Consider the following 21,653-nt stretch of genomic DNA (forward strand, 5'->3'; position numbering starts at 1 on the left):
TTTTGCGGCCGCTAGAAATTAACCTTGTCCTGCCCCTTCAAATCAAGCATTTCACGGGCTTGGTCAGGCGTTGCCACCTGCCCGCCCAGCGCTTCGATCACTGTGCGGATACGCTTGACCTGATCGGCATTGGACGCCGCCAGTTTGCCCGGTCCATCCCACAACGAATCCTCCAGACCGACCCGCACATGGCTGCCCATCAACAGGCCCATGGTGCCCAGCGGAATCTGATTGCGACCGGCCCCCAGGATCGACCACTGATAGGCATCGCCAAATAGGCGATCAGCCGTACGGCGCATATGCGCCAGGTCTTCAGGATGCCCGCCGATACCGCCACGCAAACCGAATACCGACTGTATGAAAATCGGTGCCTTGAGCAACCCGCGCTGCAGGAAGTGCGCTGCGGTATACAGATGACCGATGTCGTAGCAGTCAATTTCAAAGCGTGTGCGGTTTTCGGCGCAGGTATTGAGGATGTGCGCGATATCGCGGAAGGTGTTGCGGAAAATCCGGTCGTCGCTGTCGGCCAGATAAGGACGCTCCCAGTCGTGCTTGAATTCGCTGTAGCGATCGAGCATTTCGTACAGCCCGAAGTTCATTGACCCCATGTTCAACGAGGCCAGTTCCGGCTTGAGCTGCGCCACCGGCTGCAGGCGCTCTTCCACGCCCATGGTCGGCGCGCCGCCCGTGGTGATATTGATCACCACGTCGCTCTTGGCCTTGATCTGCGGCAGGAACTGCCGAAACAGATCGACATCCTGACTGGGCCTTCCGTCATGTGGGTCGCGGGCGTGCAAATGAACGATCGAGGCCCCGGCCTCGGCGGCACCGATGGCTGCATCGGCTATTTCCTGCGGCGTGATCGGCAAATGAGGCGACATCGACGGCGTGTGGATCGCACCCGTCACTGCGCAGGTGATGATGACCGGACGTTTCTTGGGCATGAGCATTCTCCATTCTTGTTGTTGGCGAGAAGTCTGATGTGGAACATGACTCGGAAGATGTCCGGTCATCATTGCTATCGGGCCGAATCCTCAGAGGTACTCGACGTTGCCATCCACACTGATGGCCTGACCCGTGACGTTGCGGGCGGCGGGCGAACACAGAAAGAGCGCCATCGCCGCAACATCCTCGGCGGTGACCATGCGCTTGAGCGAAATCTTTTTCATGTACTCCTCGCGCATCTCCTCCTCCGGCACGTTCATCTGCTGTGCACGGGCCCGAATCACCCCGTCCATGCGCGGACCTTCGACGATACCCGGCAGCAAGGCATTGACGCGGATATCACTTTCCCCCAACTCGGACGCCAGCGACTTCATCAGCCCGACAATCGCCCACTTGGTCGCGGCATACGGGGTGCGCCAGGCATAGCCCAGGCGACCAGCGACCGAGGCGATATGGATCAGGTGAGCGTTGGGTGAGTCCTTGAGCAACGGCACCGCGTGATGAGCGAAGCGGTACTGCCCAGTGAGATTGATATCAATGGTGCGCTGCCACTCTTCTTCGCTGATAGCATCGATACCTGCCGTCGGGCCAGCGATCCCGGCGTTGTTGATCAGCACATCAAGACCATCGAAGCGTGCGCGCTGCACCCTGAACACCGCCTCGATCTGCGCCGGATCAGCGACGTCTGCGTGGGTGGCGACACTGCCTGGATGACGATCGAGGAATGCCGCAATGGCCGCCTCGCTGACATCGCACACGTGTACCTTTGCCCCCGCTTCCAGGTAAGCCGCCGCCAACACCTCACCGATCCCGGCCGCACCGCCGGAAATAAGGACGCGCAGCCCTGCATAGGGAACCAGACGATTGAGAACACTCATGCTTTTTTCACTCCCGAGACCCGCGACCTGGAGCGGTCGCTCTTTGCGATCAGGCGTGTCAGAGAGTCGGCAGCCTGCATGATGTCGTCGGTGACAGCTGCACGAGCAGCCGCCCCATCACGCGCCGCCAACGCCTCGACGATACGGTTGTGTGCTTCCATCGAACGCTGAAGATGCGCCTTGTCAGGCGCAACCAGCGCGAAACACGGACCGATGTGCAGCCAGAAATTCTCCACTGCTGCCACGATGAGTTCGGCCTTGGCCACCGCGTAAATGCGCCGGTGAAAGGCAAAGTTGGTCCACAGATAGAGCGCGACATCAACGCTGTCAGCAGCCGTCTGCATCTGCCCGCAGAGCTGGCTGATGTCGGCAAGATCGGCGTCGTTGATCAGAATGACCGCCTTCTCGGCCAACAGACCTTCCAGCGCGACCCTGGCATCACGAATTTCACGCAGCCGCTCCGGGGTCATCATGGGTACGCGAAGACGAGCGGTTTCGGTGACTTCGAAGGCGTTCTCGGCGCTAAGACGATTCAACGCCTCGCGCACCGGCATCGGACTGGAACCCAGCGCTTCGGCAAGGCCACGGATCGTCAGCTTTTGACCCGGCTGAAAGCGCCCGCTCATCAGTGCTTCACGGATCTGCCGGTAGACTTGGTCCTGGAGGGTATCGCGAGAGACCTGCCGCATGGCGGGCAGGAGGATGGGACGATCTGTCATGGGAGTGACTCATATTGGCTTTCTTATGGAGCAAATATGTGATCACAAATGACATATGTCAAATTGTTTTTTGAAGTCCGTGGGAACCACAGCCAGAGCTCGCGTCGCGAGCCTAAGGGCAAAGCGTTGTCGTGAGAGAAGGTCGCCACATTTTTTAGGTAACAGCTCTTGGCTATTCCGAGCGGCTGGATGTGGACGCTGGCACGGGGCCGCGCCTCTTATAAAAAGCGACAGAATTTTATGTGTAAGCAAGCAGCGCGAGAAGGTTTCGCGAGGATCCGCATCCACGACCTCAAGCATTCATTTGGAAGACGGCTGCGTGCCGCTGGCGTTACCGATGAAGACCGGAAAGCTTTTCTCGGGCACAAGAACGGAGTATCAACACCCACTACTCGACAGCGGAGCTGGATCAGCTTATTGCAGCGGCAAACAAGGTATCAGTAACCGATTCACGCGCACCAGCGCTGGTGATTCTGAAGAGGAGGCAAGTGTAGGTCAAAAACCCAAGGTCACTCGAAATTTCACTGGGGTAGAAATGAAAAAGCCACCCGAAGGTGGCTAAGTCATTGAATTATATGGTCGGGACGGAGTGATTCGAACACTCGACCCCTAGCACCCCATGCTAGTGCGCTACCGGACTGCGCTACGCCCCGACTAGGCGTGTATCTGTTTTGCAACCTGCGAAAACGTTGAGGAATATACCCTAAGCATTTGAATTTTGGAAGTATCCTGACTGCTCAATTACGCCTTGAGCATGACGAGTACGTCTTCCAGCTCGGCAATCATCTCCCGAATCATCTGCTTGTACTGCTGAGTATCATCCTTCGGTTCACCGCTGGTGAGACGAAGTCGGGCGCCACCGATGGTGAAGCCCTGATCGTAGAGCAGGCCGCGGATCTGGCGGATCATCAGCACGTCCTGGCGCTGATAATACCGACGGTTTCCGCGCCGCTTGACGGGGTTGAGTTGAGGAAACTCCTGCTCCCAATAACGCAGAACGTGCGGTTTTACCGCGCAGAGCTCGCTGACCTCACCGATGGTGAAGTAGCGTTTGCCGGGGATCGGCGGCAGCTCGTCGTTATGACTTGGTTCCAGCATATGCCTCAACTCGGGCCTTCAGCTTCTGCCCTGGACGAAAGGTGACCACACGGCGCGCCGTAATCGGAATCTCTTCACCGGTCTTGGGATTTCTCCCAGGCCGCTGGCGCTTGTCTCGAAGGTCGAAGTTGCCGAAACCTGACAACTTCACCTGCTCGTTATCTTCCAGAGCGTGCCTGATTTCTTCAAAAAACAGTTCGACCAGTTCCTTGGCTTCCCGTTTATTCAGGCCCAGCTCTTCGTACAGACGTTCGGCCATCTCAGCTTTAGTCAGAGCCCCCATACGCTACTTCCTTAACGTGGCGTTTAACCTCTCCTCAAGCGAGGTGAGGATAGCAAGTGTCGTTGCGTTTACCTCATCGTCATTAAGAGTGCGTGATGGATGCTGCCAGGTCAAGCCGACTGCAAGGCTTTTTCTATGCGGATCAATGCCTTTACCCTGGTAAACATCAAATAACCTGAGGTCTGTGAGCCACTCGCCTGCATTTTCACGAATAACGTCCAGAACCGCACTGGCCGAAACATCCCGATCAGCCAGCAGTGCCAGGTCGCGGCGCACTTCAGGGAAGCGCGACAGCTCGTGGAATTTCGGCAGACAGCCGGTGGACACTTCCGCCAGAACCAGCTCGAAAACAAACACGGGACGATCAAGCCCCAGGGTTTTCGACAATTCCGGGTGAATGGCGCCCAGGAAACCGACTTCACGGCCATCACGCTCGATGCGAGCCGTCTGACCTGGGTGCAAGGCAGGATGCTGCCCCGGCGTGAAGGTGAACTCGCCCAACGCACCGGCAAAGCCCAGCACGGCTTCAACGTCAGCCTTGACGTCGAAGAAATCGACTGCATCGCGACCTTGCGCCCAGCCTTCAGGCAGGCGGCTGCCGCAGACAACGCCGGCCAGCATCGGCTCTTGCTTCAAGCCGTCGAGCTGACCGACGAAGCGCAGGCCGCTTTCGAACATCCGCACACGATCCTGCTGACGGTTGAGGTTGTGCTGAAGCGCCTTGACCAGACCAGGCCACAGCGAGGCACGCATGGCTGCCATGTCATTGGAGATCGGGTTGGCCAGCAGCAAGGGCTTGGCGCCCGGCGTGAACAGCTCGAACCATTTCGGGTCGATGAAGCTGTAGGTGATCGCTTCCTGATAACCGCGGGCAACCAGCAGGCGGCGCAGCTCAGGCAGATCGCCCTTGGCTTCGGCCTTGGCCTGGGGAGCCAGACGGGCTTGTGGATAGCGGACCGGCAGGCGATTGTAGCCGTACAGACGCGCCAGCTCTTCGATCAGGTCGACTTCAAGGCTGATATCGAAACGATGACTTGGCACTTCGACACGCCATTTTCCGTCGGCTTCGGCAGTCACAGCCAGGCCGAGACCTATCAGCAGACGCTCGATTTCGGCGTTTTCGATCACCAGACCGAGCATCTGCTCGACGCGGCTGGCGCGCAACGTAACCGGAGCAATCGATGGCAAATGCTGTTTGCTGACCACTTCTGTTATCGGACCAGCCTCACCACCGGTGATTTCCAGCAGCAGGCCAGTCGCACGCTCCATGGCCTCACGGGCCAGCTGCCAGTCAACACCACGCTCGTAACGGTGCGAGGCATCGGTGTGCAGACCATAGGAACGCGCCTTGCCAGCCACCGAGATGGTGTCGAAGAAAGCACTTTCCAGGAAGATGTCACGAGTACCGGCAGTTACGCCGCTGTGCTCGCCACCCATGACACCGGCAATTGCCAGAGCACGCTGGTGGTCGGCAATGACCAGCGTGTCGGCACGCAGGCTGACTTCCTGACCGTCGAGCAGAACGAGCTTCTCGCCCTCCTCGGCCATGCGTACACGAATGCCACCGTTGATTTCGGCCAGATCGAAAGCATGCAGAGGCTGCCCCAGCTCGAGCATCACGTAGTTGGTGATATCGACAGCGGCATCGATGCTGCGCACGTCAGAACGACGCAGACGCTCGACCATCCACAGCGGAGTCGGACGCGACAGATCGACGTTGCGGATGACGCGGCCCAGGTAACGTGGGCAAGCTGCTGGAGCCAGGACTTCAACCGGGCGCACTTCATCGTGCACAGCGCTGACAGCAGCGATCTGCGGACGGGTGACGTCAGTGGCGTACAACGCGCCGACTTCACGCGCCAAGCCTGCCACCGACAGGCAGTCGCCACGGTTAGGGGTCAGGTCGACCTCGATGCTGGCATCGTCCAGGCTCAGATAGACACGAATGTCCTGACCGACTGGCGCATCGGCTGCCAGCTCCATCAGGCCATCATTGCCCTCGCCGGCCTGCAACTCGGCAGCCGAACACAGCATGCCGTTGGACTCGACGCCACGCAGCTTGGCTTTCTTGATCTTGAAATCGCCCGGAAGCTCGGCGCCGATCATGGCAAATGGAATTTTCAGGCCCGGACGCACGTTTGGCGCACCACAGACAACCTGAAAGGTTTCGCTGCCATTGCTGACCTGACACACACGCAACTTGTCGGCATCGGGATGTTGCTCGGTGCTCAGCACCTCACCCACCACCACGCCGCTGAAAACGCCGGCGGCCAGCGTCACGCTGTCAACCTCAAGACCGGCCATCGACAGACGAGCAACCAGCTCGTCGCGGGAAACCTGCGGGCTTACCCAGCCGCGCAGCCATTGTTCACTGAATTTCATCCTGCTCTCCTGAAAGGTTCGTTACGACTTAGCGAAATTGCGCGAGGAACCGCAAATCGTTGTCGAAGAACAGGCGCAAATCATTGACGCCGTAACGCAGCATGGCCAGACGCTCTACGCCCATGCCGAACGCGAAGCCCTGAAACTCTTCAGGGTCGATGCCCGACATGCGCAGCACGTTCGGGTGGACCATGCCGCAGCCCATGACTTCAAGCCAGCCAGTCTGCTTGCAGACGCGGCAACCCTTGCCACTGCACATGACGCATTCCATATCCACTTCCGCCGAGGGCTCGGTGAACGGGAAATACGAAGGACGGAAGCGCACGGCCAGCTCTTTCTCGAAGAACACCCGCAGGAATTCTTCGATGGTGCCTTTCAGATCGGCAAAATTGATGTCGCGATCGACCAGCAGACCTTCGATCTGGTGGAACATCGGCGAGTGGGTAATATCGGAGTCGCTGCGGTACACACGGCCTGGGCAGACAATGCGGATCGGCGGCTGCTGCGATTCCATGGTGCGGACCTGTACCGGTGAGGTATGGGTGCGCAGCAGCATGTTCGCATTGAAATAGAAGGTGTCATGCATCGACCGGGCCGGGTGATGGCCTGGGATGTTGAGCGCCTCGAAGTTGTGGTAATCGTCTTCGACTTCAGGGCCTTCGGCGATGCCGTAGCCGATGTGCGTGAAGAATTGTTCGATACGTTCCAGAGTACGGGTAATCGGGTGCAGACCACCGGAGGTCTGACCGCGGCCCGGCAGGGTCACATCGATGCATTCGGCTGCGAGCCTGGCAGTCAGTTCTGCATGCTCAAACGATGCCTTGCGTGCATTGAGAACCTCTGTGACACGTTCCTTGGCAACGTTGATCAGCGCACCGACTTGCGGACGCTCTTCAGCTGGCAGGTTCCCCAGGGTCTTCATCACCTGAGTCAACTCGCCTTTTTTGCCGAGGTAGTGAACCCGGATTTGCTCCAGGGCATTGATATCTTCGGCGCTTTGCACAGCCTCAAGAGCTTGAGAGACCAGCGCGTCCAGGTTTTCCATGTACAGACTCCAGATACAAAATAGGGGAAGAGCTGAAGGCTCTTCCCCTATTTATGACGTTTAACACCGACCCCGGAGAACCGGGGCAAGTGATTGTCGGGGACTTAGGCCAAGGTGGCTTTAGCTTTCTCGACAATCGCAGCAAACGCCGCTTTTTCGTTCACTGCCAGATCAGCCAGAACCTTACGGTCGATCTCGATGGACGCTTTTTTCAGGCCGGCAATGAAACGGCTGTAGGACAGACCGTTAACACGAGCACCAGCGTTGATACGAGCGATCCACAGAGCGCGGAACTGACGTTTTTTCTGACGACGGTCACGGTAGGCGTATTGGCCTGCCTTGATTACCGCTTGCTTGGCAACACGGAATACGCGTGAACGCGCGCCGTAGTAACCTTTTGCAAGTTTCAGAATTTTTTTGTGACGCTTACGGGCAATGACGCCACGCTTTACACGAGCCATGAGTTACTTCCTCTATATCTTGATCAAAATTAACGAAGGCGCAGCATGCGCTCGACTTTTGCCACGTCAGACGGATGCAGCAAGCTGCTACCGCGCAATTGACGCTTACGCTTTGTCGACATTTTGGTCAGGATGTGGCTCTTGAAAGCGTGCTTGTGCTTGATGCCGTTGGCGGTTTTCAAAAACCGCTTAGCTGCACCACTTTTAGTCTTCATCTTTGGCATGTTCGGATACTCCGCATTCAGTTGATAAATATAACCGCAAGGCCTGCCGTGCCCTGGTGGTTATTTCTTCTTTTTCGGGGCGATGACCATGATCAGCTGGCGTCCTTCCATCTTAGGATGCTGTTCGACGGAACCGTATTCGAGCAGGTCACCTTCAACCCGCTTCAACAATTCCATACCCAGCTCCTGGTGGGCCATCTCACGACCGCGGAATCTCAACGATACCTTGGCCCTGTCCCCGTCACTCAGGAAACGTACCAGGTTGCGTAGTTTTACCTGGTAATCCCCTTCCTCCGTCCCTGGACGAAACTTGATTTCTTTAACCTGGATCTGCTTCTGGTTCTTCTTCGCTGCAGCAACCTGCTTCTTCTTCTCGAAGATCGATTTGCCGTAATCCATCACACGGCAGACCGGAGGGACTGCGTCGGCAGAAATCTCTACCAGATCCAGCTTCGCCTCTTCGGCAATACGAAGCGCTTCATCAATCGAGACGATGCCAATCTGCTCGCCGTCAGCGCCAATTAAACGAACCTCGCGGGCCGAGATATTTTCATTGATCGGGGCCTTGGGTGCAGCTCGTTTATCTTGTCTCATTTCACGCTTAATAATAATTACTCCGTATCTTGGCGACCACGCCGGGAAACCGCTTGTGCGAGGAATTCAGCGAATTGGGCGACCGGCATCGAGCCAAGGTCAGCGCCTTCACGTGTACGCACAGCGACAGTTTGCATTTCAACCTCCCGATCTCCAATCACGAGGAGATAAGGAACCTTGAGCAAAGTATGCTCACGGATTTTAAAGCCGATCTTTTCATTTCTCAAGTCGGACTTGGCACGAAACCCGCTTTCGGCCAGAGTTTTTTCCACTTCGAAGGCAAAATCGGCCTGTTTGTCAGTGATATTCATGATCACTGCCTGGGTGGGTGCCAGCCAGGCCGGAAACGCGCCTTCGTAATGCTCGATCAGAATCCCGATGAAACGCTCGAAAGACCCGAGAATTGCGCGGTGCAGCATGACCGGATTCTTACGGCTGTTGTCTTCCGACACGTACTCGGCACTCAAGCGGATCGGCAGATTGAAGTCCAGCTGCAAGGTGCCGCACTGCCATACCCGACCGAGACAATCCTTGAGGGAGAACTCGATTTTAGGACCGTAGAACGCGCCCTCGCCCGGCTGCAGGTCATAAGGCAGACCTGCGCTGTCGAGTGCGGAAGCCAGCGCCGATTCGGCACGATCCCAAAGCTCGTCGGAGCCTACACGCTTTTCAGGGCGAGTGGACAATTTGAGTTCGATATCCTTGAAGCCGAAATCGGCATAGACATCCAGCGTGAGCTTGATGAACGCGGCGGACTCAGCCTGCATCTGGTCTTCGGTACAGAAGATGTGTGCATCGTCCTGAGTGAAGCCGCGCACGCGCATGATGCCGTGCAGGGCACCCGACGGCTCGTTACGGTGACAGGCACCGAACTCGGCCAGACGCATCGGCAGCTCGCGGTAGCTCTTCAGGCCCTGATTGAACACCTGCACGTGGCAAGGGCAGTTCATCGGCTTGATCGCGTAGTCGCGGCTTTCGGACTCGGTGGTGAACATGTTGTCGGCGTAGTTGGCCCAGTGCCCGGATTTTTCCCAGAGCGAGCGATCGACCACTTGCGGGGTCTTGATCTCGAGGTAGCCGTTTTCACGCTGCACTTTGCGCATGTACTGCTCGAGCACCTGATACAGGGTCCAGCCCTGTGGGTGCCAGAAGACCATGCCCGGCGCTTCTTCCTGGGTATGGAACAGGCCAAGACGCTTGCCGATCTTGCGATGGTCGCGTTTTTCGGCTTCTTCGATGCGCAGAATGTAGGCCGCCAGCTGCTTCTTGTCAGCCCAGGCAGTACCGTAGACGCGCTGCAGCTGCTCGTTTTTGGCATCGCCACGCCAGTAGGCGCCAGACAGCTTGGTCAGCTTGAATGACTTCAGGAAACGAGTGTTCGGCACGTGCGGACCGCGGCACATGTCGACGTATTCTTCGTGGTAATACAGGCCCATGGCCTGCTCGTTCGGCATGTCTTCGACCAGACGCAGCTTGTAATCTTCGTGACGGGCGGTGAACACCTCGATCACTTCAGCGCGCGGGGTGACTTTCTTGATGACGTCGTAATCTTTTTCGATCAACTGCTGCATGCGCTGCTCGATCGCCGCCATATCGTCAGGCGTGAACGGGCGCTCGTAGGCGATATCGTAATAGAAGCCGTCGTCGATCACCGGGCCGATGACCATTTTTGCAGTCGGATACAACTGCTTGACCGCGTGCCCTACCAGGTGCGCGCAGGAGTGACGGATGATTTCCAGTCCTTCCTGATCCTTGGGGGTGATGATCTGCAGGCTGGCATCGTTTTCGATCAGGTCGCAGGCGTCGACGAGCTTGCCGTCGACCTTGCCGGCGACGGTGGCCTTGGCCAGACCGGCACCGATTGAAAGCGCGACATCGGCTACGGAAACCGCATGATCGAATGAACGTTGACTGCCGTCGGGAAGAGTAATAGTTGGCATGGCGCCTCCTCTCCTAGTGGTGACCCCTACCAAAGGTCACGTGGGTTGGGACGAGCCAGTACGTGATCCGGTGGTATGCCTGCCTCACAGTGGCAGGAGCCTTGGGGCCAACCTTAAACCGGACCAGATGACTGGAATGTACGAAAAACCTGCCTGCGCGGCACCGAAAGCCATTGGCCATGGGGCGCTTGAAAATAACAGGACGCGCATCCTAACACAGCCAGACCGGCCAGGATGCACATCCACGCAAATGAAATGGAATTGGCACACCACCTGAACTGGCAGGCTTCATGGGCGTCAGAAACCATCGAGACCCCGAACGTTTTTTCCAGCAATCAAGGAGAACACCATGAAGTTTTCACGCCTGACCAGCCTCCTCCTCTGCAGCGCCGCCCTTATCCCTCTGGGTGCTCACGCCGCAATGGACGGAACGACACGCACTACCTTCACTCAGGAATGCGTGGCTGCGGCCAAGAAACAGGGGCTGGATGACAAGACTGCAACGACTCACTGCGAATGCGGTGCAAAACAGGTGGACAGTCATTTTACCGACAAGGAAATAGCCTCGCTCAAGTACACCAAGACAGCGCCACCGGCTGCATTGACGGGAAAACTGCAAAAACTGGTCGCAGAGAACTGCACGGCGACAAAATAATCATTTTTTTCAGCCGGGGTAAAACGCGCACGCCGGGCACTGATAGCAGTTGGCCCAGCGCCTTCTGAAAGCCATTGAAATCATGGCGTTAAGCGCTATTGCCACAGCCCGTTCAGTACCGGGTCTGGCACGCCGGAGGGCGCTTTGCGGAGTATGGTGAACTGCATATACGGGACCTTTACGCAAAGCGCCCACCTTAATAGCTGTTTTTTTGCACATTTCGACTATGATAGCTCGGTGTGCCCAGTTGGCCTGAGCAGCACGTTACTGAAAATTATGTTTCTGGAGATACACCATGTCTAATCGCCAAACCGGCACCGTAAAATGGTTCAACGATGAAAAAGGCTTCGGCTTTATCACTCCACAAGGTGGCGGTGACGACCTGTTCGTACACTTCAAAGCAATCCAGAGCGACGGTTTCAAAAGCCTGAAAGAAGGCCAGACCGTTACTTTTGTTGCTGCTAAAGGCCAGAAAGGCATGCAAGCAGAAGAAGTTCAGGTGGCCTGATTCACCTGACACAAAAAAACCCCGTCACTGACGGGGTTTTTTTATGCGCGGAAGAAAGTATCGGCTCAACCGCAATTGATACGGGTCACCTTCCCCGACGCATCGGTGTTGACGTTTACCCGCTCGGACCGGTATTCCAGCGTGACCATGTCGTCAGGACCGAGAATGCGCGCATCCTGCGAACCGGAACGGGTGCGGACTTGAGAAAGGAGGTCTATGGAAGCCTGCTTGCCGACAGCGAACTGGGCAAGCCCTGCATCACAACGGCCAGGTATCGCGTTGCTGGCGGGCGCGTCGGCCTTGACGGGCGCCTCAGCACTGGCACTGCTATCCGAAGCCGTACTGCTGCAGCCTGCCATCAATGAAGCCACGACCACAAAACCCAATGTTGCGAATTTCCGGGGCATACACCCTCCTCTGCCAATGAACATTTCCAGACCTGTCCGACCGCGCTAAGGCGCGTTGGTTGCACGGTCCGACCGACATGCCTTGTGTAACCTGTTGATCTGCCTGGACCGGGAGTCTGCCTTGGCATGACACAGGGCGCGCGAAGAAATCGTCACAAAACGTTTATCGCCGATGCGCATTGAAGCGGGCTATCAGGATCATATGTAAGTAGGAGTGTCAAAATGCGCACTGGATGGTTTACTGCCAGAGACACAAGCGCCGGGAAGCGAGCAGCGTGTGCGTGACCCTTCACTGGAGATCAGACAGACATGACAGCCATAACCCTAGACGCAGACATCAAGGCCAGATGGCCTCAGGGCCATTGCTCGCACAGCCCCGGGAATCCGGAAGAACTGATGATCATCGCAGTTGACCTGTTGATCAAGGAACTGGGCACCGAGGGTGCCCGTGCCTTCATCAGCCAAGTGCTGAGCCGCTACGCCACGGCAGGATTGCCCGCCTGATACGCGGCTTCAGAATGCGTGATTATTTGAGGCGCGCCAGACGCTCGGTCAGCAGATCGAAGAACCCCTGAGCGTCGCCGTTCTCGACCCAGAATACGTTCTGCGGCTGCTTGAGTGTGCCGTACCAGTCGGCCACTGTCTGACCGAAACCGATACCCTCACAGGTGTCCACTGCGACGTTGATCTGCCGTCCGGAAAACAACTCAGGCTTGAGCAGCCAGGCAATCACGCTGGCATCGTGTACCGGTCCGCCGGGCAAACCGTAATGCTCCATGTCCAGCTTGACGTATTCATTGAGAATGCCGTCCACCAGCTTGCCCGCATTATTGCCCAGTGCGGCGATCTGCTTGAGGCGCTGTTCACTGGTGAGAATCTTGTGGGTCACGTCCAGCGGCACGTACGTCAGCTTCACACCACTGGCCAGAACGATCTGCGCGGCGTGCGGGTCGGCGAACAGGTTGAATTCGGCAACCGGAGTGATATTACCGCCGTTGAAATGCGCGCCACCCATGACCACCACTTCCTTGATGCCCTGGGTGATTTCCGGAGCCTGCACCAGCGCCAGCGCCAGGTTGGTCTGCGGGCCGAGCATGGCGATGGTGATGCTGTGCGGCTTGGCCTTACTCAGGGTGCGAATCAGGTAATCGACGGCATTGCCTTCGGCCAACCCCTTGGCGGGCTCATGCACGGGTACACCCGGCAGGCCTTCCTGACCGTGAACGTTCTCGGCATAGATTGGTGTACGCACCAACGGCTTGGGCGCACCGGCATACACAGGCACCTCTTCGCGCCCGGCCCATTCCCGCGCCAGCCTGGCGTTACGCGAGGTCTTGTCGAGGCGCACATTACCAGCCACCGTGGTGATAGCCATCACGTTCAGCTCTTCAGGTGACGCCAGCGCCAACAATAGCGCGACGACATCATCCGCACCTGGATCGGTATCGATGATCAGATCGCGCTTTTCAGCCGCCTGGACAGCGGCAGTACCGAGGATGGACAAGAGCAACGCTCCACGAATGAACTGTCTGGAAAACTGTATCAATGTCATATGAAACTCCCTTTCTTGAATAACTAGAAGACGACTCCGGATACCAGCGCCACATTACTGTACGGCTGACATTCTCCGGTACGGATGATTGCCTTGGCCTTGCGACTCAAGACCTTGAGGTCTTCATGGCTTATCCAGCGTTGTTGCCCCAATTGGTCGTCCAGATTCAGGCTTTCGATCACCTGCAACGCAGGCGGCTTGATCTCGGCCATCTCGTTGGCCAATACGTGGCTTTCAACCTGCATTTCACTCAGCACGACATCCAGCACACTGATGAAATCCGGCACACCGCGGGTCAGCGCGAGGTCGATCAATTCGACGCCCGCCGGTACTGGCATGCCGGCGTCGACGATCATCAGGATGTCACCGTGACCCAGCGATGCAATCACGCGGGACAGGGCAATATTGAGTAGCGGGGTCTTTTTCATAGCGAATTGAATTCCTGTACTTCCTCGAACGTCGGGATGGACGGCTGGGCACCCGCTCGGGTGACGGAGATGGCCGCCGCAGCCTGACCGAAACGAATTGCCTGCAATTCGCCATGGCCTGCGGACAATGCCGCCGCAAAACCGCCGACAAAGGTATCACCTGCAGCGGTGGTGTCCACGGCCTGCACACGACGTGCGGGAATATGCTCAACGCCAGACGCATTGGCGAACAGGGTTCCGCGCTCGCCAAGGGTAATGATCACGTTGCGCGCGCCGGCCGCCAGCATCGCCGAAGCCGCGTTTTCAGCGGCCGCCGGTGAGTCAACGCTGACACCGGTCAGGGTCTGCGCTTCGCTTTCGTTGGGGATCAGGTAGTCGATCAGGGCATACCAGCTTGCCGGCAGCGGCTCGCTGGCCGGCGCAGGATTGAGAATGACGGTCTTGCCCAGCGCACGTGCGCGGGCCAGGGTATGGAAAACGGTCTCGGTCGGCACTTCGAGCTGGCAGATGACGATTTGCGAATCCGCCAGCAGCGCATCGAAGCGCTCGATCAATGCCGGACTGAGCCGACCATTGCCACCGGCCACGATGACAATAGCGTTCTGGCTGTTGGCGTCGACCACGATCGAGGCGATCCCGGTGGACACACCCTCAACGACGGTCACCGCCTGGCAATCGATATGCTCGGCCAGCAGCGCCGCACGCAGTTGCTCACCGTAGGCATCAGCCCCGACACAACCGATCATCGCTACGCTGGCACCCAGACGTGCCGCAGCAACCGCCTGATTCGCACCCTTGCCGCCCGGCACGGTATCAAATGTTTCCCCGCTCAAGGTCTCGCCGGGACGCGGCAGACGCTGGGCGCGGATGACCAGATCCATGTTCAGACTGCCCACTATCACTATTTTTGCTTGCATGGCTCATTAATACGTTGCTGCGCGTGCGCGTCATTCGTTGGACAAAGTAGTGGGCGCTGCCGTGGACTCGCGCACCACGACGCTGGGCGTCACGAGTCTTTTTTCGGCAGGAAGCCCATGGGGTGTGGCGATTCTGCTCAGCAGCATTTCTGCGGCGGTTTCGCCCAGTTGCATGATCGACTGCCCCACGGTGGTCAGCGCCGGATAAACATAGCGACTCATCTGGATATCATCGAAACCGATCACCGACAGGTCCTGAGGCACGCGAATCAAGCGCTCGGCGGCGGCGCGCAATACGCCGATGGCAATGACGTCGTTGCCGGCAAAAATCGCCGTTGGCGGATGCGCTGCCAGAAGCTGACACGCTGCCTCATGACCGGCAGAGCTGGTGAACTCACTGTGCGCCGCCCATTCGGCCCGGGCCTGAACGGACGCCTGCTGCAGGGCGCGCCGGTACCCCGCCAGACGCATCTCGGCCACTGTGCTGTGTAATGGCCCGCCGATGCAGGCAATGGCGCGATGCCCGAGGTCCAGCAAGTGCCGAGTCGCCAGATAAGCGCCCTGCTCATGGTCGATACGGATCATGTCGGCATCGATACCGTCCAGTTCCCGGTCAACGATCACCAACGGCGTACGAACCTCGGCAAGGCCACCTGCAATACCGGCATCGCCCCCCACCGAAGAAACAATCAGACCGTCGACACGCTTTTCCAGCAGCACGCGCAGATAGCCACGCTGTTTCTCCGGATTATCATCGGAGTTGCAAAGGATCACGCAAAAACCGTTGCGCTCGCAGTAATCCTCGATGCCCCGCGCCAATTCGGCGAAATACGGGTTCATGCCGCTGGGAATCAACAGGCCGATGGTCGAGGTGGTCTTGGCCTTCAGCGAACGCGCCACTGCACTGGGGACATAATCGAGCTGTGCAATGGCGGCTTCGACCTTGAGCCTGACCGGCTCGCTCACCGGCCGGGTCTTGTTCAACACGTGGGAAACCGTGGTGTACGAGATCCCCGCCAGGGCCGCGACATCCTTGATGGTTGCCATATCAGCCCTGGCGCCGAGCCCGATGGCTGCGATAGGTGTCCAGTACCACAGCGATCACAATCACCGCACCGGTGATGATCCGCTTGGTCGGCTCGGTCGCACCGATCTGCGCCAGGCCTGCGGCCAGCACGGAAATGATCAGCACACCGAAAAAGGTGCTGATGATCGAACCGCGTCCGCCCATCAGGCTGGTGCCGCCGATCACAACGGCTGCAATGACCTGCAGTTCAAGCCCGGCGCCGGCATTCGGATCGGCGGCTTCTAGCCTGGATATCTGGAACAATGCCGCGACACCGGCCAGCAGCCCCATCAGCGAGAACACCAGAATCTTGTAAGGCTTGGGATTGATACCCGCCAGACGCACGGCCTCTTCGTTGGTGCCGATGCCGATCAGGTAGCGACCGAAAACGGTCCGGGTCAATACTGCCTGAGCGACGAAGATGATCAGCAACGCGATGATGAAGGACGGCGCAATGCCGAAGGCAATCGGATCGGACAGCCAGGCGAACGAATCACCGATGTAGGCGGTACGCGAATTGGTCATCTGGTAGGCCGCGCCACGGGCCATTTCCAGCACGCCCAGAGACACGATGAACGACGGGATGCGCCAGGCGACCGTGATCGAACCGGTGACCGTACCCGCCAGCGTCGCACAGGCAATGCCCAGCAGCGCCGCCGGAAACACGCTCCAGCCCCAGCCGAGGATTGCCACACTGACCGCCGAAGCGGCCAGGGCAAGCACCGAGCCGACCGACAGGTCGATGCCGCCGATGATGAGGATCAGCGTCATGCCGACCGACAGCACCATCAGGTCCGGGATCTGGTTGGCGAGCATGCTGAAGGTCTGGTAGGACAGGAAGTGATCGCTGAGCAGCGAGAACAGCACAATCATCACCAGCAACGCACCGGCCAACCCGATGTAGGTACCCAGACCAAAGTAGTTGCCGCCGCGACGGACTGGCACAGTCAGCGTCGGAGAAGGAGTATTTTTCATGAGTCGTTCCTGGGCGCCGCATCATTGAGCAGCGCGTCACGTTTCTGATAACCGGCGAAGGCAGCGGCCAGCAATTGGTCCTGGGTCCAGCTGTCGCGTTCGAACGTGTCGATCAGGCGACCGGCAGACAGCACGCCGATACGATCACAGATCAGCATCAGCTCGCGCAGATCACTGGAAACCACCACCAGCGCCCTGCCCTGACGGGTCAATTCGGCCAGCAGCGCGTAGATATCGAACTTGGCACCGATGTCGATGCCCCGTGTCGGCTCGTCGAACAGCATCACCGTGCAGTCACGTTCCAGCCAGCGACCGATCACCACCTTCTGCTGATTGCCACCCGACAGCTCGGAGACCAATTGGCCCGGACTGGAGCTGCGAATGCGCATGGCCGCTACCTGGCGCTGCGCCAGCTTCAGCTCGTCGTCGCTGTTGACCATGCCCGCACTGGAAATCGAATGCATGTTGCCCAGCGCAATGTTGGCGCTGATCGATTGCGACATCAGCAGGCCTTCGCTCTTTCGGTCTTCCGTGATCAGCGCGATACCCTGCTCCACCGCGTCGGCTGGCGAGCGAATGCAGACTTTCCGCAGCGGCTTTCCGACTTCGATGTCACCGCTGTCGGCAACGTCTGCACCGTAGATCAGGCGTAACAACTCGGTACGCCCGGCACCGATCAGCCCGGAAATACCGAAGATTTCACCTCGACGCACGTCGAAGGACACATCCTGAACCTTGCCGGCGCGATTGAGCCCCTTGACCGACAGCGCCACCTCGCCAATCTGCCGGGCGCCCATGTCGATATGCTCGCCGAGCTCACGGCCGACCATCAGGGTCACCAGTTGCTCACTGTTGTATCGGACAATCGGCTCGACACACACCAGCTTGCCGTCGCGCAGCACGGCGATGCGCTGGGACACCCTGGCCAGCTCTTCAAGCCGATGGGAGATGTAGATGATCGAGACGCCACGTGCCTGCAGCCGTGTGATCTGCTCGAAGAGCATTTCCACTTCGCGCGAGGTGAGCATGGCAGTGGGTTCGTCGAGAATCAGGACGTGACAGTCGCCGATCAGGTTGCGGGCGATCTCGACCATCTGTTGGTGGCCGATCCCCAATTCTCCGACCAGCGTGTCGGGATCAATGGCGTCCAGCCCCACTTGGGCCATGGCCTCGATCGCGTTTTCGCGCAAGCGCTTGCGGTCGATCCAGCCGGCCCTGCGGGGCAGGTCATGAAGAAACAGATTTTCGGCCACGGTCAGGGTCGGCAGCAGGTTGAGCTCCTGCATGACCATGCGAATGCCGAGTTTTTCGGCCTGGGTACGACTTGCAGGCTGATAAGGCTGGCCCTGGAACTCCATGTTTCCGGTGGTAGGGGTTACCAGCCCGCCGATGATTTTCGACAAGGTGCTTTTACCGGCACCGTTTTCCCCGGTCAGGGCGAGCACTTCGCCACGCATCAACGTCAGGTCGACGTCACCAAGTACGGGCTGTGCGTAGGTTTTGCCGATGCCACTGACCGAAAGAACAGCTGTCTGAGCAGACGCTGACATACATTTCTCCCAGCGCCCGTCCTCTGCGGACGGGCACCTTTACACGGCGTGGATCAAGGTTGAGTAACGAGTTGCACCGGCGTTTCGATCACGCCCTTGTCGTTAGTGTCGACCTTCTCGCCTTTGACGAGCTTGAGGGCAGCTTCGATGCCGAAGACCGCCTGCCTGGCTGCGTACTGATCGGCCGTGGCCAGAACCCGGCCATCCTTGAGCATCGGCTTGATCGCATTGATGTTGTCGTAGCCCACGACCATGACCTTGCCAGCCTTGCCTGCCGCACGCACTGCAGAGACGGCGCCCAGCGCCATGCTGTCATTACCGGCCAGCAAGGCTTTCAGGTTCGGGTATTCGTTGAGCATCGCCGAGGCCACAGCGTTGCCCTTGTCGATTTCCCAGTTACCGGACTGCGTGGACACCACTTTCATTTTCGCTTCGTCCATGGCGTCCTTGAAACCGGCGGTGCGTTGCTGAGCATTATTGGTGGTCGACACACCTTCAATGATGCCCACCTCGTCGCCAGCGGTCAGTTTCTTGGCCAGATAGTCGCCCACCAGCTTGGCACCCTTGCGGTTGTCAGGCCCTACGAACGGGATTTGCAGGTTCTTGCTTTTGAGCACGTCGACATCGAGTTGGTTGTCAATGTTGACGACCTTGATTCCGGCATCGGTGGCTTTCTTGAGCACCGGTACCAGCGCCTTGGAGTCGGCTGGTGCGATCACCAGCGCATTCACGTTGGAGGCGATCATCTGTTCGACAATGCGGATTTGCGCGGACGTGTCGGACTCATCCTTGATCCCGTTGGAGATCAGGTCGAATTCGGTGGCATGTTCTTTCTGGTAGGCCTTGGCACCGTCTTCCATGGTCAGGAAGAACTCGTTGGCCAGCGATTTCATGACCAGTGCGACCTTGGGTTTTTCAGGCGTCTGGGCATAGACGGTAGAGAGGGGCATGACTGCCGTGACGGCAGCAAACATGGCGACAGCGAGAAGGCGTCCAGCGAATGGCAGCTTCATGAGTTCATCTCCGATCTTGTGATTATTGTTCGGGCGAACGGCGCAGAATCGATGCCGGGCATCGACGCGCAAACGTTTGCGAGGAGCGAACTATGGAAAAAGCTGCAACCTTTGTCAATCCACCTGAAATTAAATCTTACCGAGCTGCCCGCCCCCGCTAGCGCGGGGAACGGGCGTCACGATCAGTAGGGTCTCACTCTTCAGGTTTGACCGTCGCTACATCATCAGCCTTGATCCGGACGGTCTTGCCGGAGATATCCTCAAACTCGTAGAAACCGTCGCGTGTCTTGGTCTTGGGCATGTCTTTGGTCACGTACTGAGTACCGTTTTGCAGCGTGACGACCGAGGGCGTGGAACAGCCTGCCAGCAGCACAACTGCCGAGGCCAGTAACGGAAATGCCAGTGACTTGATATTCATGCGTGACTCCAGAAACGTCAGGGTGTTTTTTCAAGGCAATAGTGTGCCACTTCGAGCGCTTTATCTTACATAGATGTTGCGAAAGATCCGACACTGAAATACTGTATGCCCGTACAGCAATATTCAGGGACCTTTTTCCGTGGCAAAACAAAGCGCAGCGACCCCTTCCATTCCCGGCCCTTACGAGCGCATGGGCATGCGGGTACAGAAGATCATCAACTCGCCCACCGCACAGAAATCCAGGGCTGCCCTGCTCTTTCGTCAGCCAGACGAGGCAGAGGACGACTGGGCGCAACTCCTTGAAGAAATAGCCGAGAACGACAATGTCACCCTCGCCTGGCGCGACGACGGTGGCGTGCAAATATTCTGGACGTTGCCGAAGGAAGACTGACGGCATGACGTTTCGATTTCCCACACTGCTTTGCACCACCCTGCTCATCACCGCCTCATTCGCCGCCCAGGCACAAGCCCCGCGCACCTTCAGCGAAGCCAAGAAAGTTGCCTGGGGCTTGTATGCACCGCAGTCGACCGAGTTTTACTGCGGCTGCAAATACACCGGCAATCGGGTCGACCTCGCGGGCTGCGGCTATGTCCCGCGCAAGAGCGCCAAACGGGCCAGCCGTATCGAATGGGAGCACATTGTGCCTGCCTGGCAGATCGGCCACTTGCGCCAATGCTGGCAGAACGGCGGGCGCAAGAACTGCACTCGAACTGACCCGATTTACAAACGCGCCGAGGCAGACCTGCACAATCTGGTACCGAGCATCGGCGAGGTCAACGGTGACCGCAGCAACTTCAGTTTTGGCTGGATACCCGAGCAAAAGGGCCAGTACGGTTCATGCCTGACACAGGTGGATTTCAAGGCCAAAAAGGTCATGCCTCGCCCCTCGATACGCGGCATGATCGCGCGCACCTACTTCTACATGAGCAAACAGTACAATCTGCGCCTCTCGCGCCAGGACCAGCAGCTCTATCAGGCCTGGGATAAAACCTATCCGCCCCAGGCATGGGAGCGCCAGCGTAACCAGCAGGTCGCCTGTGTCATGGGACGTGGTAATGATTTTGTAGGCCCGGTAGACCTGAAGTCGTGTAAATAACTAAGCTTGATCAAAGGCCGAGCCCTCAAACGGATGATTGCTCGGCCATTGATTAACGCGCTTGAGTGAATCCAAAACCACTTATCGGACATCTGTTAACTCAATCCATGAACGCTACGATTTTCGGTCTACTCTCTGGAATCAAAGGCGTGATCGGGAGGCCCCCTGTCGTGCATACGCCCAAAACAGTCAGGCTGATTATCACGTTAGCAGGCAGGGAAGATGAATCATCAAACGGAATTTGAAATTCACTATCAATTCAATGGCCAACCTCACTGCTTTCTGCATCAGGCAACGCAACTGTGCCAGAGCGACGCCTTACATTGTGCGACCCTGCATGCAGGTGTCGGGACCGTGAGCGGCAATATATCCGCAGGCCCGATAGGCGTCGCAACCTTGCAGGCAAAGCGTTTTGGCGTGACGCAGGTGCATTGGAGAAGGGCTTCGCTACAAGCCTGAAACATCGTCCTGTTCAACACAACAATGGCCTTCGAAAAG

26 protein-coding genes, 1 tRNA gene and 1 pseudogene are annotated in these 21,653 nt (G+C 58.0%); 7 read left to right on the forward strand and 21 right to left on the reverse strand.

Annotation, left to right across the window (positions count from 1 at the left end):
• Positions 1–11: 11 nt before the first annotated feature.
• The 3 genes from kce to PCPL58_RS17635 all read right to left on the reverse strand — a co-directional run bounded on the left by kce (position 12) and on the right by PCPL58_RS17635 (position 2,542).
• The gene (gene kce, locus PCPL58_RS17625; protein ID WP_065350044.1) at positions 12–944 is read right to left on the reverse strand and encodes a 3,5-dioxohexanoate:acetyl-CoA acetone transferase; all 933 of its coding nucleotides are present in this window, start codon (positions 942–944) and stop codon (positions 12–14) included.
• 90 nt (positions 945–1,034) lie between these two features.
• Entirely contained in the window at positions 1,035–1,823 is a 789-nt protein-coding gene (locus tag PCPL58_RS17630; RefSeq protein ID WP_065350045.1) for an SDR family oxidoreductase, read from the reverse strand.
• Positions 1,820–2,542: a GntR family transcriptional regulator gene (locus PCPL58_RS17635; protein ID WP_065350046.1), complete on the reverse strand. Its 723-nt coding sequence runs from the start codon at positions 2,540–2,542 to the stop codon at positions 1,820–1,822. Before PCPL58_RS17635 ends, PCPL58_RS17630 begins: the two co-directional genes overlap by 4 nt.
• A 192-nt stretch (positions 2,543–2,734) precedes the next feature.
• Here PCPL58_RS17635 and PCPL58_RS32110 point away from each other — a divergent pair.
• Positions 2,735–3,036, forward strand: a pseudogene (locus PCPL58_RS32110) (tyrosine-type recombinase/integrase); the annotation flags it as partial.
• Positions 3,037–3,118: 82 nt separating this feature from the next.
• On the opposite strand, the gene PCPL58_RS17640 reads toward PCPL58_RS32110, so the two are convergent.
• The 9 genes from PCPL58_RS17640 to thrS all read right to left on the reverse strand — a co-directional run bounded on the left by PCPL58_RS17640 (position 3,119) and on the right by thrS (position 10,569).
• Positions 3,119–3,195: transfer RNA gene (locus PCPL58_RS17640), tRNA-Pro, on the reverse strand.
• An 88-nt stretch (positions 3,196–3,283) separates the two neighbouring features.
• Complete coding sequence (locus PCPL58_RS17645) at positions 3,284–3,640, reverse strand: MerR family transcriptional regulator (protein WP_003315559.1); 357 nt, start codon at positions 3,638–3,640, stop codon at positions 3,284–3,286.
• Positions 3,621–3,923, reverse strand: a complete 303-nt coding sequence (gene ihfA / locus PCPL58_RS17650; protein WP_002553164.1) for an integration host factor subunit alpha — start codon at positions 3,921–3,923, stop codon at positions 3,621–3,623. Before ihfA ends, PCPL58_RS17645 begins: the two co-directional genes overlap by 20 nt.
• A 3-nt stretch (positions 3,924–3,926) precedes the next feature.
• Positions 3,927–6,305 (reverse strand): phenylalanine--tRNA ligase subunit beta, encoded by a 2,379-nt coding sequence (gene pheT / locus PCPL58_RS17655; protein WP_065350047.1) that lies wholly within the window; start codon positions 6,303–6,305, stop codon positions 3,927–3,929.
• 28 nt (positions 6,306–6,333) lie between these two features.
• A complete protein-coding gene (gene pheS, locus PCPL58_RS17660) occupies positions 6,334–7,350 on the reverse strand; it encodes a phenylalanine--tRNA ligase subunit alpha (protein ID WP_065350048.1) in 1,017 nt (338 codons plus the stop codon).
• Positions 7,351–7,454: 104 nt separating this feature from the next.
• Positions 7,455–7,811 carry a 50S ribosomal protein L20 gene (rplT, locus tag PCPL58_RS17665; protein WP_002553161.1) on the reverse strand — a complete coding sequence of 119 codons (357 nt, stop codon included), beginning with the start codon at positions 7,809–7,811 and terminating at the stop codon, positions 7,455–7,457.
• 29 nt (positions 7,812–7,840) lie between these two features.
• Positions 7,841–8,035, reverse strand: coding sequence for a 50S ribosomal protein L35 (gene rpmI, locus PCPL58_RS17670; protein WP_002553160.1), 195 nt, complete (start codon positions 8,033–8,035; stop codon positions 7,841–7,843).
• 60 nt (positions 8,036–8,095) lie between these two features.
• Positions 8,096–8,647: a translation initiation factor IF-3 gene (gene infC / locus PCPL58_RS17675; RefSeq protein WP_170846037.1), complete on the reverse strand. Its 552-nt coding sequence runs from the start codon at positions 8,645–8,647 to the stop codon at positions 8,096–8,098.
• Complete coding sequence (gene thrS / locus PCPL58_RS17680) at positions 8,647–10,569, reverse strand: threonine--tRNA ligase (protein ID WP_065350049.1); 1,923 nt, start codon at positions 10,567–10,569, stop codon at positions 8,647–8,649. Before thrS ends, infC begins: the two co-directional genes overlap by 1 nt.
• 349 nt (positions 10,570–10,918) lie before the next feature.
• On the opposite strand from thrS, the gene PCPL58_RS17685 reads away from it, so the two are divergent.
• Positions 10,919–11,224, forward strand: a complete 306-nt coding sequence (locus PCPL58_RS17685) for a hypothetical protein (protein WP_065350050.1) — start codon at positions 10,919–10,921, stop codon at positions 11,222–11,224.
• Positions 11,225–11,519: 295 nt separating this feature from the next.
• A complete protein-coding gene (locus PCPL58_RS17690; RefSeq protein WP_003315566.1) occupies positions 11,520–11,732 on the forward strand; it encodes a cold-shock protein in 213 nt (70 codons plus the stop codon).
• Positions 11,733–11,797: 65 nt separating this feature from the next.
• Here PCPL58_RS17690 and PCPL58_RS17695 read toward each other — a convergent pair whose 3' ends face one another.
• Complete coding sequence (locus PCPL58_RS17695; RefSeq protein ID WP_065350051.1) at positions 11,798–12,139, reverse strand: I78 family peptidase inhibitor; 342 nt, start codon at positions 12,137–12,139, stop codon at positions 11,798–11,800.
• Between the two features lie 309 nt (positions 12,140–12,448).
• On the opposite strand from PCPL58_RS17695, the gene PCPL58_RS29710 reads away from it, so the two are divergent.
• Positions 12,449–12,643, forward strand: coding sequence for a hypothetical protein (locus PCPL58_RS29710; protein ID WP_003367008.1), 195 nt, complete (start codon positions 12,449–12,451; stop codon positions 12,641–12,643).
• A 22-nt stretch (positions 12,644–12,665) separates the two neighbouring features.
• Here PCPL58_RS29710 and PCPL58_RS17700 read toward each other — a convergent pair whose 3' ends face one another.
• The 8 genes from PCPL58_RS17700 to PCPL58_RS17735 all read right to left on the reverse strand — a co-directional run bounded on the left by PCPL58_RS17700 (position 12,666) and on the right by PCPL58_RS17735 (position 20,058).
• A complete protein-coding gene (locus tag PCPL58_RS17700; protein ID WP_065350052.1) occupies positions 12,666–13,691 on the reverse strand; it encodes a nucleoside hydrolase in 1,026 nt (341 codons plus the stop codon).
• A 23-nt stretch (positions 13,692–13,714) separates the two neighbouring features.
• Entirely contained in the window at positions 13,715–14,119 is a 405-nt protein-coding gene (gene rbsD / locus PCPL58_RS17705; RefSeq protein ID WP_003350274.1) for a D-ribose pyranase, read from the reverse strand.
• The gene (gene rbsK / locus PCPL58_RS17710) at positions 14,116–15,036 is read right to left on the reverse strand and encodes a ribokinase (RefSeq protein ID WP_058416612.1); all 921 of its coding nucleotides are present in this window, start codon (positions 15,034–15,036) and stop codon (positions 14,116–14,118) included. The genes rbsD and rbsK overlap by 4 nt, the downstream gene beginning before the upstream one ends.
• Before the next feature lie 30 nt (positions 15,037–15,066).
• The gene (locus tag PCPL58_RS17715; protein ID WP_065350053.1) at positions 15,067–16,083 is read right to left on the reverse strand and encodes a LacI family DNA-binding transcriptional regulator; all 1,017 of its coding nucleotides are present in this window, start codon (positions 16,081–16,083) and stop codon (positions 15,067–15,069) included.
• 1 nt (position 16,084) lies between these two features.
• On the reverse strand, positions 16,085–17,077 hold the full coding sequence (locus tag PCPL58_RS17720) for an ABC transporter permease (RefSeq protein WP_003366998.1): 993 nt from the start codon (positions 17,075–17,077) through the stop codon (positions 16,085–16,087).
• Positions 17,074–18,627, reverse strand: a complete 1,554-nt coding sequence (locus tag PCPL58_RS17725; protein ID WP_065350054.1) for a sugar ABC transporter ATP-binding protein — start codon at positions 18,625–18,627, stop codon at positions 17,074–17,076. The genes PCPL58_RS17720 and PCPL58_RS17725 overlap by 4 nt, the downstream gene beginning before the upstream one ends.
• 53 nt (positions 18,628–18,680) lie before the next feature.
• Positions 18,681–19,640, reverse strand: coding sequence for a sugar ABC transporter substrate-binding protein (locus PCPL58_RS17730; protein WP_003366993.1), 960 nt, complete (start codon positions 19,638–19,640; stop codon positions 18,681–18,683).
• A gap of 193 nt (positions 19,641–19,833) precedes the next feature.
• Positions 19,834–20,058: a YgdI/YgdR family lipoprotein gene (locus PCPL58_RS17735; protein WP_003433005.1), complete on the reverse strand. Its 225-nt coding sequence runs from the start codon at positions 20,056–20,058 to the stop codon at positions 19,834–19,836.
• A 139-nt stretch (positions 20,059–20,197) separates the two neighbouring features.
• On the opposite strand from PCPL58_RS17735, the gene PCPL58_RS17740 reads away from it, so the two are divergent.
• The 3 genes from PCPL58_RS17740 (at position 20,198) to PCPL58_RS31550 (ending at position 21,614) form a co-directional block, all read left to right on the forward strand.
• On the forward strand, positions 20,198–20,449 hold the full coding sequence (locus tag PCPL58_RS17740; RefSeq protein ID WP_003366989.1) for a DUF1654 domain-containing protein: 252 nt from the start codon (positions 20,198–20,200) through the stop codon (positions 20,447–20,449).
• A 4-nt stretch (positions 20,450–20,453) separates the two neighbouring features.
• Complete coding sequence (locus tag PCPL58_RS17745) at positions 20,454–21,155, forward strand: endonuclease (protein WP_024663346.1); 702 nt, start codon at positions 20,454–20,456, stop codon at positions 21,153–21,155.
• Positions 21,156–21,377: 222 nt separating this feature from the next.
• On the forward strand, positions 21,378–21,614 hold the full coding sequence (locus PCPL58_RS31550) for a DUF6555 family protein (RefSeq protein WP_003366986.1): 237 nt from the start codon (positions 21,378–21,380) through the stop codon (positions 21,612–21,614).
• Positions 21,615–21,653: the final 39 nt, after the last annotated feature.

Source organism: Pseudomonas cerasi, assembly GCF_900074915.1.
In the GTDB taxonomy this organism is placed as follows: Bacteria; Pseudomonadota; Gammaproteobacteria; order Pseudomonadales; family Pseudomonadaceae; genus Aquipseudomonas; species Aquipseudomonas cerasi.